Consider the following 12314-nt stretch of genomic DNA (forward strand, 5'->3'; position numbering starts at 1 on the left):
ATTCTGCGCTCGGCTACAAATCGCCGCGCATGTTTAGGAAAGAGCGACGCCGTCAGGCTCTGGAAACTGACGCTAAATAGGCATCGGGCTGTGTCTGGGAAAAGCGGGGCAAGATCATGGACATTCGCCTGAGGCTTCAGACAAAGTAGGTCAGGTTCCTATAAGTGCGACAGGATGCGTGTTTGCTGACACCGAATTGCTGCCTGCACTAGAGACCTACGGAAAATTCCTCGACCAGGAGCTGTTCAGTAGCTAGGACTGTCAATCGCGAGCAGGGACTTAGGGAGAGATGCCCGGCTCAATCAGCTCACCAATTTTAGAAAACGCACAATTCGTCGAGGTGACGTACTGATTCTTCCCTAGTGTCTTTGCCCTGTACATCAACTGGTCTGCTGCTTTGAACGCGAATCGCGAAGTCGTTGCGGCCCCGGCATTCAGGTAGTAAACGCCAATGCTTGCGCCGAGTGGACTGTCAAAGAGCCTGCCGACTTCTGCTATTCGCCCTAGGAAGCGTTCTAGTGCAGCTTCTAACTCGTCACGACTCTGCATAGAGTTAGCGATGACGGCGAACTCATCGCCGCCAAATCGTGCAGCAGTGCCGTACTGACTCAACTCTACGCTGAGCCAGTATGCAACATGCTTGAGTACCAAATCGCCACCGTCGTGCCCTTGGACATCATTAATTTGTTTGAATCCGTCCAAGTCGAGAAGGATGACGGCACTGTCGCGCTTGGCGGTAAAGCTGCTATTGCATGCCTCATCTATGAGCTCGTCGTAGCTGATTCGATTCCGCAGCCCTGTCAGTGAATCGGTGCGCATCTTTAAGGCGAGCGCGTCAGTTAACCTGAAGACATAGAAGGGGAGGATGATGATAGCAACCATGAGCCCAACCCGAATGGCTGGGAACTGGGCCCAGTAAGGCGAGTACAGCAGCGCAGCACAGGTGAGCGTTGAGCCGACCAGCTTCGAAAAAACGGCGTGAGTTCGGCCAAACCGTAGACCAGTTCCGAACGTCTGCATTAAGGGTATGAAGATAAACGGTGCTGCAATTTCCCCGGTGAGGTAGAGCAGAGCCGCAAAGTGTGCATGGTCCAAGAAAGTCGAACTCATCTGGCGCACATTGAAATTACCTAATTTCGAGTAGACAACGCACCAAGCGATGACTGCGTACAAAAACTGCGCGGTTACAAGAAGCCATGCCGACGCTACTTCGGGGGTGTTGTAAAATTGGTCATTTAACAGAAGATAGATTGTGAACGCTGGCGCCCAGCACAGGCGTGCGGTAGCTTGACCAAGCTCGGTAGCGAGGCCAGGTATGACAAAGAAGGGAGCTGGTTTTAGCTTACGGAGCGTGAATCGAGGCATGGATTGTCAATTTTTACGTCAGTATTGTCGCATGGCATCCTTCAGTTATGCTTGGCAATTCGTTTTTGTCCCGCTTAAGTTTCTTCTTATGGCATCCAGAGCAAGGTTGAGTAGGATACGAAGTAGGTAGATTGAATGCGCTCCGACAACAAGAAAGCGGTAGCAAGACTGTCAGTTGGAACATGGACCTATGTCGGTTAAGGCTTCCTACTGCTGACTTCAATGGATAAAGAGCCCCCTTGAGCAGTTGCTCAGGGGGCCAATGACATCCCTATCATAGCTACTTATACCAGGCGCTGAATTGCCTCTCGAGCTTAGCTCGTCGTCGATGCCGCAGCATCGTTTCATACTCGCGCCGGTCCAGTTCCCTTTTGTCGGGATACTTCGGAGGTTCGTTCACACGAGTGTAAGCGCCGGTATAGATGCCGAAAGCGACAAGTGCTGCAGTGGGCGAACAGATGAGAAAAATGATGCCAGCATTTAGGAGCAAGTCTTGCATGTCAGCCTTTTGTTGTTGACCTGAAATGTATAGCGACATGCGTGAATTGTTCACTCCTAGACTAGCAACTCACTTCAGCTCAGCTGAACCGTCTGCGTTTAGCAACTTGTATCGCATAGGTGACTCTTCGAGCGCATTTGTTCGGCGAAGCGTTTCGATTAAGGCGTCTAGATTTGCATAGTCAAACTGGGCACACCACCTAGCCATCTTAGCCAAAGCGCCTACAAATCCTTCTGGTTCGTTGTTCCTAGTTAGAACCCGAGCACAGTCAACGTACTGTGGATGGTAGAGAGTTGGAATGATGATGCGGCTTAGTCCAACGCGCGTAAGCTCTGCGTTCATGACCAAGCGAGATAGCCGACCGTTACCATCTTCAAAAGGATGCACTTCTGATACGAGGAAGGCGTAGTAGACTGCACGAGCAAAACCTTCTGGAACGGACAAAGCTAGTCGGGAGCCTTCTTCTAACGTTCCGCGGACCATACCCGGGTCAACGAACTTGGTTGTCCCTGCATAGTTCACCTGAAGCTTTGGCTTGCCTGGATTGACTTCTGGCCTCTCCCGAAGCATGTCTGCATGCCATGTCTCCAAGCCAGTCAAGAAATCTTCGCCAGCAACTGGAGGACTGTTTCGATAGGGGACAGTTGTAGCCAAACGGAACACGCCAAGAATGTCGTGGGAATCCTTCGGACGCGTTTCTACAACTCGATTGTGTAGAACGATGTCCCGGGCTTCTTCAATGTCGAACTTCGTTCCTTCGACATAGTTAGAGAAGTAGGATTCGATGAATGCAAAATTGTGACGTGGGTTCCCTGGTGGGAGTGTGCTTGCGATACTTGGAAGTGCAGTGCCTCGAAGACAGTTTGCCAACACTTCAAAGCGATGCATACGCTCGGTATCGACGGGAGTCCCTTTTAGTAGAAGATGCCCATCTTTCGTACGTAGCTCACCTCGCTCGTGTGTGCCAAGCAGGGCGCCGATGATGGTTCGGAACAAAGACACTTCGTCGTGTCGACCTAGGGGCTCGGCCAGCGCGGCAGCTTCATCCCTTAGTTGATTCAACGCTTTCTCGCCAGTTGCATTCAGGATTGTGATGAGTTGATGCTCTACTGCTTCACGGCCGGCTTTACTTGGCGCCTTGCGCCCCAGGTTCTCTAGCAGCATTCGAGCACGTCCAGCCCAGTACAAACCAGTGCTACCTAACGGCATGTCGCTAGCAAATGGTCCTGGTCCTTGAATCAGAACGATGGTTAGGGCAGGCAACTTGATAGTTTTCCTGTAGAGCGTTGGATGTGAAAGCGTCAACGTACCATCTGCTTGAAGACCTGAGGTCATTGCGCTGATGTGAGAAACGACGCCTCCAGGTACGATGGCTCCTGCAATGCGTTGCCAGTTGCGTCGTACACAGCCCTCAATCTCGTCTACGGTAGGTCCACATTCGAGGTAGACACTCGAGTGTATTTTTTGTATCTCACCAGCCTTAACACGGCGCTGCATTGACCTCAGCTCAGCAGCGGAGAGTGAGGCTCGGAGAGTGACTTCCTGCAATGGTTGTCGCTTCTCTGCGAAGTTAAGGCTACGATTCATAAGAAATGTCGTGTTCGAGCGAAGAAGTTAGAGTTTTTGTCGTAATTTAGCGAAGATACCTACGGTATGTTGTTGTTGCAAGTGTAGAAAGGCCCAAGTGTCGTAACTTAGCGAAAAACTGAGGGATAGAGATGTAATTTGTCGCTTTATGGCGAAAAAGATGGTCAAGTTGTCGTGTAATGGCGAAGTTAAATAAAAAATAGGGAGGAGTTGTAGCTACCTACCTATCCATAGATGCTCAACAATGGGGTGACACTCATGCCTGCTCCTACTGACACGAAACTCTAACCTACTGTTGTTGAAGTAACTCTATAGTTGGCCGAGTATCGCTTCAAGAACAGGACACGGCGGGGCGTCGCAGTTTAGTCAAAGGAAATCTGAGCTCACTCAAAGCTAGTCATAACAAGCGTCAAATTTCGCAAATTCGTGCGTATGGTTGCAAAAATGTAACGCGCTTCCTCTATACTTCTCTGAAAATCTTCAGCTCTATCAAAGGTACAGAAAGTATGGGTTCATCTATAGTTCCGGCACACACCTTCTTAGCGAACGGCGGGGATGTAGGAGCCATGCTGCGGGACCACGACTGGTCAGGCTCGCCTCTTGGTTCCCCGGACTCATGGCCACAGTCGCTGCGGACCATTGTGAGCATGATGTTGAACTCGAAGTTTCCTATGTTCGTTGCTTGGGGACCAGAGCTCGGCCTTCTTTACAATGACGCCTATGCGAAAATTCTGGGGAGGAAACACCCCACTGCGCTAGGTGGTCGCTTTCAAGAAATGTGGTCCGAGATTTGGGATGACATCCTGCCTATCATTGAACAGGCCCTGGAAGGACATGCGGTCTATTATGAGAACCTGCCTTTCACGATGAACCGGAACGGACACGACGAAAAGACCTGGTTCACCTTTTCCTATTCTCCCGTACGTGATGAGGACGGCCAGGTAGGAGGTATGTTCTGCGCTTGCACCGAGACAACTGAGCAGGTGCTTGCAGAGCGACATCGTGCTGAGGAACTCACCCGCCTGCAACAGCTTTTCCAGCAAGCTCCGGGCATTATTGCTGTCTTGCGAGGGCCGAATCATATCTTCGACATTGCGAATGAGGCATACGAGCTACTCATCGGTCATCGCGACATTCTGGGGAAGCCAATTCGTGACGCTCTCCCTGAGCTGAGAGGCCAAGGCTTCTTTGAACTTTTAGACGAGGTCTATGCTACTGGCCGGCCGTATTTTGGCAATGAGGTACCGGTTAGGTTGCAGCGGCAATCCGATAGCGAGCTTGAGGAACGATTCGTCAACTTCATCTACCAGCCGACGTATGACCATCGTGGGAACATCACTGGTATTTTTGTAGAGGGAAGTGATGTAACGGATTCAGTAAAGGTTCACCGAGCGCTTCAGAAAAGCGAGAGTGAGCTACGAGCAGCCAGTCGACGAAAGGACGAGTTCCTGGCTATGCTGGCACACGAGTTACGCAATCCCCTCGCCCCCATCGCTACTGCTTCAGCCCTACTTAGCGTAAGTCCTCAAAACGAAGCGATTGTTCGAAAGAGCAGTGAAGTCATCACTCGTCAGGTTGAGCATATGACTGAGTTAATTGACGACCTGTTGGATGTGTCGCGTGTGACGCGAGGCTTGGTGACATTGCAACAGGAAACGCTCAGCCTTGCGAGTGTGCTGGAAGGAGCTCTTGAGCAGGTGCGCCCGCTCATCGAAGCTAAGCAGCATAATCTCGTCATGCAGCTGCCAGATGAGGCACTGTTCATAGATGGAGACCGAACCCGCATGATTCAGGTCTTCTCAAACATTCTGAACAACGCTGCGAAGTACACACCACAGTGCGGACATATTGCAGTATGCATCGTGCCTGGTGAGGAACACGTGGATGTTGTTATAGAAGACGATGGAATTGGAATTGCACCCACTTTGCTCCCCCATATCTTCAACTTGTTCACTCAAGCAGAGAGGTCACCGGACCGCGCGCAAGGCGGACTTGGACTAGGACTCGCGCTCGTAAAGAGTCTGCTTGAGATGCAGGGTGGAAGAGTCACGGCATGGAGTAAAGGGCTGAACAAGGGGAGTCGCTTTACGGTGTGGCTACCTCGAGTGTTGTCGAACAATTCAGTTTGCGACTTGACCGTTGAGAACTGTGTACAACCAGACCCCGCAGGGAGAAAAGTGCTTGTTGTTGACGACAACCAAGACGCTGCAGAGACACTGCAGTTGCTGCTGGAAGCAACAGGCCATGAGGTTTATATCGCCCATAGTGCAGAAGAAGCATTGAGGCTTGCGAGTGAGGTGTCGCCGGCTGTCCTCTTCTTAGATATTGGTTTGCCAGGTATGGATGGGTATGAGCTAGCGCGACGTCTTCGTACCTATCGTTCGACAGCGTGTTCCAAGTTCGTTGCCTTGACAGGATACGGACAGGCTGACGACAGGCAGCGTGCCCATGAAGCAGGCTTCGACGACTTCTTGGTCAAGCCTGTCATGCTAGATGATGTACTAGCTACGATTGTTAAAGCGAATCCCTAGCGGAACGTCACTTGCTGCCAGACTACCTCACCATGCTTTTGAGCTGTAGATGGACTTGTGCTAACATCGGCTCAAGGCATCTGGGCCCAACCTGCTCCCGGGTTAAAGCAGACTTCTAAGCATACGTAGCACTCGCATTCCATTCATCGGGTCACAGTGCGTAATCGGGAGACGCGTCGACCTTAACGACTAATGACTGGAATTTCACCGTGGCCAACTTCGCTTTGTCCCAAGTGTCAGTGCGTTCGCTCAAGAATGCCTTGCAAGACCGGTTCCCCTTCGTAAAATCTTCTCATCTCAGCGAAGCAATTGCCGCAACGCTTGGTTTTCGCACACATGCTGCTCTGCTAGCATTTACCTCACGTACTACGGCTGTACCCCTCGTCTTTCTGGAACACGAACCATTCATCCAACGGTTGCAAGAACTCGGCTACCCGAATGTCGAGCCATTCGAGTTCAGTTCGGTATGGTTAGGTGGAAAAGGCGTCCCAGACGAAGCTCGAAGTTTGATTGCACAGCTGCTCAAGCTGGAAGAGCGACCAGAGGGCCGGCGTCATCAAATACATGCTCTAGGTCGTGAATGCGCTACGTTGTTCGCCAAAGCCTTTGACCTCGGATATGTTGAACCGCATATCGACGATAAGCTGATGGTAAAGCGTCTGGACCGCGGCGTTGACCATAATACATGCCGTCTAGGCTGGGGCAAGGCAATTAACACGAATCAGCCTTCGCTAGACTTCCCTGGTAGTGACCACCAGGTTCGCTTCTACAAGCGACTGCCGCTTTCCAACGGGAAGTACGTTGAGTACAGCACTGCCCTTGTCTCAATGCCCTACAAGGGGTCGTTCCGAACCGATGAGCTCCCAGCGGCTCGAGCATTGGCTGAGCAGGTAGGTTGGCAGTGCGAAGAGTTGCCAGACTGGACTTGGTATGCAGCACATGCTACTACGCTCATCTTGTTCCACCGAACGACCACGCACGACGAGATGCTCAGAATGTGGTCAACGTCCTTCAAGCGCTGGCTCATCGAAAACAAATCTCGGCTGTACAGAGGGGCTAGCTTTGAGCGGCGCCACGTCATCGATGACGCTATCGACTGCCAGCACTTACCTTTGGATGTCGAAACCTGGGATGAACTGCGGGAACGCTACCTGAAAGAATTCGCTCCCATCATGTACTACATCGAAGACGAGCCAATGGCACGCGCGTTCAAGAAGCTGTTCGACAAGTGGACGAAGGAGCGAACGACATCAAGAAGGAAGGTAGCTTAACCAGTCCATCGGACTCGCAACACAGTTTTACAAGCGAGCTAAAATTCAATTTTTTTGTTGGCTGTCTCTGGTGCCATGACTTCTGCTGTGTATGTCTAATAAAAAAGCCGAGCAATTGCTCGGCTTTTAGGAAGATTGTATCTTATACCTCAAACGAAGTGGCGATTAGGACTTGCGACGCCTCACTGCACCAGCTGCGACCAATCCGAGACCAAAAAGTGCTACGGAAGTTGGTTCTGGGATATCAATTGGACTATTAGCCGGGATATCGATTAATGTATTAGCAGGAGCAGGAGCGGGAGCGGGAGCAGGAGCAGGAGCAGGAGCAGGAGCAGGAGCAGGAGCAGGAGCAGGAGCAGGAGCAGGAGCAGGAGCAGGAGCAGGAGCAGGAGCAGGAACAGGAGCAGGAACAGGAGCAGGAGCAGGAGCAGGAGCAGGAGCAGGAGGAACTGTAGTTACTTTCATGCTATTCTCGCTTGCAGCAACATTGAGAGTTTTTCCGGTAGATTGCTGACCCAAGTCAGCAGCAAACCTATAGCCACCATTGTTTGAAATAAAGTTTTCAATATTAAGATTGTTCATGCTAACAGTGAACGTGAGCGGGGTACTATAAGCTGCGCTCATGCCATTTCGGATAGCACTAGCGAAGTCAATAGCGTGGCCAAATTCCCCGAAAGGAGCTTGGCGGAATGACGGACCACTCATCACAAGGAAGTCGCTAGCATTTTGACCAGTCAACGAGACAGCGGCTCTATCGAAACCGGAAGAAAGGTTGAAAGCAAACTGGAAGTGGGGGCCTTTGGTATTTGCAAATAAAAAGCCTGTACTTGGAGCGACAACGAAATCCACTGCTCCATTACGCTGTGTCATCTCTACCGTTGCGTATGAATTTGTAGAGAGGCTACCCAAACTGTCGACGACATCAAGCTTATAGCTAACGGTTTGCCCGACTGATAACGGAATAGCATGGCTAGTATTCAAAGAAGCAATGCCAACAAAAGCTATAACGAGTGACCTCGTGAAGAGTGTCAAAATTTTCATAATCTCTCTCGAGCGATATTGTAAGAAGTGACAACTCAGTCAAGGGTAATAAACCCGATTTCCAAGAGTCTTCGGTCGCTCATGTGGCACTGCGCACCTAAGTTCAGAAACAAGAGCACCAAGCGGAAGAGTGGACTGTATTTATAACTACAGGTCCAAATGTCAGAGTGTGTAGGAATCATCCTACGTGCAGTGTCGGCTGACGAGGCTTAATTTGCAAGTAAATTAAGCAAGCTCAACATGAATACAACAATTATCTGGTGGAAGTTATGTCATAAATGCAACAATGTCAGGGGGCGACCGTTATTGTCAGCTGCCTTCAAAAGGTCAGGATTGAATGCTGTTGCGCCTCCATCTGAGTCATCTCCCATCCGTTGTTGCCAAACTTTTGGAAGAGGCGGCCTCGACGAACGAGGCTCCTAGGTTCAAAGCTACTATCTATAAATATCCACCCAAATGGACTGGAGTCGAACGCACCAGGAAGATGCTTCAGGTGTTCGGGCGCCTCAATCAGGGTGGCTTGGGACATAGCCGGTGTTGGCCATACCGGATGGGTCGGTCCATCCATCCCTTCATAGATGAGTCCGGTCCGCCTATCGAAGCCGATTCTTGCCATGTTCAACCCTATGTTTAGAGGTCTTCAAACGCTTGCGTTTTGTTTGAAATCTATGATTCCTCAATCTGCATCAGGCTTTGCCTATTGAGGATGCTGCGTGCAGCACGTAACCGAACACCAGTAAATCCAACCCAAGCGTCGCAAAAGACGGTTTTTTTTTCGAGCCACGAACCAACTAACGCTCCTCCTGAAGTCTTGTCGTCGATGATGACGTATGCAGGGGAGGCCGCAGCGTTCTTGTCGAGCCAAGCTTCGATTTCGCTTAGTCGGCTCGACGCACCGTTGCGCGGAGTACACCACTGTTCGCAAAGGTTTTCTTGTACAAACTGCAGGCCTGTACGGTCCAGAACCTCAGTGATTTGTTCTCGAGTAAGGTACGAAGCCCAGGTCGAGGTAATCACGTAGTTTGGGATAAACTCATTGTGCAGCGCAACTAGATTGCGCTTCGCAACCGTGTCAAAAACGTCGTGCCACAGGTCGGGCATAGCATTCGTTGCTTTATTGGCAAACGAATCTATAACTTTATAAACGTTCTGAAAATGATGTACAGCTAGTACGTCATCAAAATCCAAAAATACCAACGATTTCATAATCCTGGATTTACAATGTCTTCTAGTGCTTCACGTTCCGCGTGCTTACCGGCCAAGACCCAAAGTCTTAACCACACTTAATTGATTCGTACGATGTGTCAAGCTTAGGTCGTGAAACCACTTCTAATGTTAGAGGCTATTAAACTGCTAACTGAATAAGTATCGCGGCCCGCCTTTTTTGCACGATACAACGCGGCATCAGCAGATTCCATCATTGTCCGAGGCGCAGCGAATGCGCAGTCACTCAATGCAGCTCCAATAGTCGTTGTTACACTAAGAACCTTACCTTCCACTACAAAGGGCTCGCGAACTGACGCAAGTATTTTTTCTGCTACCAATTCGACGTCGAACAGGCCTCGTACATCGTTGAGCAGAACAGTGAATTCGTCTCCTGCAAGTCGAGCGACCAAATCCGAACCACGAACAGCCGCCCTCAAGCGTGACGCGAACTCAACAAGCACAGCATCACCTATCGCATGGCCATGTCGGTCATTAATTCCCTTGAAGTGGTCGACATCCAGGTAGAGCAGGGCAGTATAGCTTTCCGGCTGTACTGCTCGCTCACTTACAGCGTTCAAGGCGCTCTCAAAGTGGCGCCGATTTGGTAAAGAAGTCAGGGAATCAGTGTGTGCCAGTGCATGCAGGCTTCTCTCATGCATGCGGGAGGTAGTGGCATCTGTTGTAAGGACATACACGCCTACGACGACACCGTTTCGCTTTTGCGGCAGGAAGATAGAGTGAACAATGCGTGTATGCTTGTTGCGCACGATTTCATGCTCACACTGTGAAGCGCTACCACCCCAGGCGCGTTCAATTGTCTCCTTCTGCTGTTGGTAGTAGCCTGTTCCAAAGGCCTCCTCCATCGTCTGTCCAAGGATGTCCTGTGGCTTTTTGCCAAGCCAAGCTGAGTGAATTTCGTTGGCAAAAGAGTATCGCTGCTCTGCGTCTAGCTGAGCAATGAGGACAGGAACGTTATCAGTAATGGTCCGCAGCCGTTCTTCACTGTCGGCCTGACGCATCTCGCTCAGACGCCGGGCAGTGATGTCGTATGCCATAGCGAAAAAGCCGTCAGATTTTCCGCTGGAACGTTGTGGAACGAAGCAGCACTGATAGTACTTTTCACGATTTTCTTTCTTTTCCACGTATTCGAAGAAGACTCGTTCCCCCGTACGAACTCTATTGATATAAGGCTTAATTCTCTGGAAGTCTTCAGCACTGTAGGCACACTCGACCTCTTTACCGATGAGCTCAGCTTCACTCTTACCGTAAGCCTCAAGAGCATGTCGGTTTAAGAACACAAATCGACCTTCGGCGTTGACCTTGCCCATCATCGCAGGAAGGTTCTCAGTCACGGTGCGCAGCCGGCGCTCGCTAACAGCAAGGCGCTCACGAGACGCGTTAAGCTCTGTGATGTCCTTCATGGCTACAACTGCACCTAACGCGCGACCAGAAATTCCGCGGAGTCGTCTGCCACTAGCCAAGACAGTGTGAGCCTCGCGATTCGCCGGAGCGATTACAATAGCTTCGTCGCGTACTGGGACGCCTCTCAAGACCCGGATTAACGGAACGTCGTCCAGTTCGAGTGGCGTTACGCCGTTAGCCTGGAAGAGCGAATAGTATTTGGGCCACTCGGCCGACGCGACTGGCTTCATGTCCAAACCGTGAAGTGCTCGCGCCGCTCGGTTGAACAGCGTCAAGTTACCGGCAGCGTCACAAGCTACAACGCCAACATCAATGGATTCAAGAACTGCGTCTAGTAGCTCCTGCTTCTCTTCCAGCTGTTGTTGTGTACGAATGCGCTCGCTGATGTCATTGAGGAAGGCGCCGAAGCACCGCTTTCCCTGCCATTGATAAGTGCTAATCGTCATCTCAACAGTAATTTGCTTACCGCAGGCTTTCAGCGCAGGTAGCTCAATGCTTTTGTTGATTACCGGGCCTTCACCAGTCTCTAGATAACGTTTCATGCCTCGGCTGTGCGCTTCACGCAGACTTGCCGGTACGATTAATTCTGCAAGCGAGACGCCAACTGCTTCTTCGCGCGTCCAGCCAAAAATCCGCTCAGCTGAGCTGTTCCACTCAATGATGGTGCCATCTTGGTCAGCTGCGACGAAACCGCTGTACGACGACGCGACAATCGTGCGGTTCCAGTCTCGCGTTTGGCTAAGTGCCTGCTCGACAGCTTCGCGTCGACTGATTTCCAAAGACAGCTCAGTAACTTTGTTTTCAAGGTCGAGCGTTCGAATGGTGATTCTTGACTCTAGTTCAGCGTTCAATGCCTTAAGGGCATGCTCTGCAAGTAGCTTGGCTGTTTCGACCTTAGCATGCACAAGTTCTTTCTCGACAAGAAGTGCGAGGTCGATGAGGCATAGACGTTCATCCTCCGTAATTTTTCTCGGAATCTGGTCGACGACACATAAGGTGCCAACTGCCTGGCCGTCACTATAGATAGGTTGACCGGCATAGAACCGAACATTTGCTTCACCTGTAACGAACTCATTCTCTGCAAAGCGAGGGTCATTCGTAGCATCTTCGACAACTAACATCTCGCCAGCGGCGACGGTATGGCTACAAAAGGCAACTGAACGTGAAGTCTCTGTAACGTCTACACCGCAACGAGACTTAAACCATTGGCGGTTCTCATCAATGAGCGCAACTACAGAGATTGGTGCTGCGAAGCACTTTGCAGCTAGGCGGGTGAAACGGTCGAATCGCTCTTCTGGCGGAGTGTCTAGCACCGATAGTGCATGGAGTGCCACTAGCCTTTCGGCCTCATTCGAACAAATAGGGTGAGTCACGCTAACTCCAGAGGGGAAA

General features: G+C 50.9%; 7 protein-coding genes. 2 read left to right on the forward strand and 5 right to left on the reverse strand.

Annotated elements, in window-relative coordinates:
* Positions 1-279: 279 nt before the first annotated feature.
* Together AC56KL_RS20345 and AC56KL_RS20350 are read right to left on the reverse strand one after the other, a co-directional pair.
* Entirely contained in the window at positions 280-1365 is a 1086-nt protein-coding gene (locus AC56KL_RS20345; RefSeq protein WP_497181993.1) for a GGDEF domain-containing protein, read from the reverse strand.
* Between the two features lie 568 nt (positions 1366-1933).
* Positions 1934-3199 carry a Fic family protein gene (locus tag AC56KL_RS20350; protein WP_497181994.1) on the reverse strand — a complete coding sequence of 422 codons (1266 nt, stop codon included), beginning with the start codon at positions 3197-3199 and terminating at the stop codon, positions 1934-1936.
* Between the two features lie 899 nt (positions 3200-4098).
* Here AC56KL_RS20350 and AC56KL_RS20355 point away from each other — a divergent pair.
* Both AC56KL_RS20355 and AC56KL_RS20360 read left to right on the forward strand, forming a co-directional pair.
* Positions 4099-5982 (forward strand): hybrid sensor histidine kinase/response regulator, encoded by a 1884-nt coding sequence (locus AC56KL_RS20355; protein WP_497181995.1) that lies wholly within the window; start codon positions 4099-4101, stop codon positions 5980-5982.
* A gap of 209 nt (positions 5983-6191) precedes the next feature.
* Positions 6192-7253 carry a hypothetical protein gene (locus tag AC56KL_RS20360; RefSeq protein ID WP_497181996.1) on the forward strand — a complete coding sequence of 354 codons (1062 nt, stop codon included), beginning with the start codon at positions 6192-6194 and terminating at the stop codon, positions 7251-7253.
* Positions 7254-7418: 165 nt separating this feature from the next.
* Here AC56KL_RS20360 and AC56KL_RS20365 read toward each other — a convergent pair whose 3' ends face one another.
* The 3 genes from AC56KL_RS20365 to AC56KL_RS20375 form a co-directional block, all read right to left on the reverse strand.
* Positions 7419-8294: a PEP-CTERM sorting domain-containing protein gene (locus tag AC56KL_RS20365; protein ID WP_497181997.1), complete on the reverse strand. Its 876-nt coding sequence runs from the start codon at positions 8292-8294 to the stop codon at positions 7419-7421.
* A 666-nt stretch (positions 8295-8960) separates the two neighbouring features.
* Positions 8961-9500: an HAD domain-containing protein gene (locus tag AC56KL_RS20370; RefSeq protein ID WP_497181998.1), complete on the reverse strand. Its 540-nt coding sequence runs from the start codon at positions 9498-9500 to the stop codon at positions 8961-8963.
* Positions 9501-9604: 104 nt separating this feature from the next.
* Positions 9605-12295: a sensor domain-containing diguanylate cyclase gene (locus AC56KL_RS20375; protein WP_497181999.1), complete on the reverse strand. Its 2691-nt coding sequence runs from the start codon at positions 12293-12295 to the stop codon at positions 9605-9607.
* Positions 12296-12314 lie beyond the last annotated feature (19 nt).

It is taken from the genome of Telluria sp. ZB4P34, assembly GCF_059686055.1.

What these genes read in the sequence shown, in the direction of transcription:
- AC56KL_RS20345 (WP_497181993.1), bottom strand. Translation starts at nt 1,365, where the DNA reads ATGCCTCGATTCACGCTCCGTAAGCTAAAACCAGCTCCCTTCTTTGTC.
- AC56KL_RS20350 (WP_497181994.1), bottom strand. Translation starts at nt 3,199, where the DNA reads ATGACCTCAGGTCTTCAAGCAGATGGTACGTTGACGCTTTCACATCCA.
- AC56KL_RS20355 (WP_497181995.1), top strand. Translation starts at nt 4,099, where the DNA reads ATGATGTTGAACTCGAAGTTTCCTATGTTCGTTGCTTGGGGACCAGAG.
- AC56KL_RS20365 (WP_497181997.1), bottom strand. Translation starts at nt 8,294, where the DNA reads ATGAAAATTTTGACACTCTTCACGAGGTCACTCGTTATAGCTTTTGTT.
- AC56KL_RS20370 (WP_497181998.1), bottom strand. Translation starts at nt 9,500, where the DNA reads ATGAAATCGTTGGTATTTTTGGATTTTGATGACGTACTAGCTGTACAT.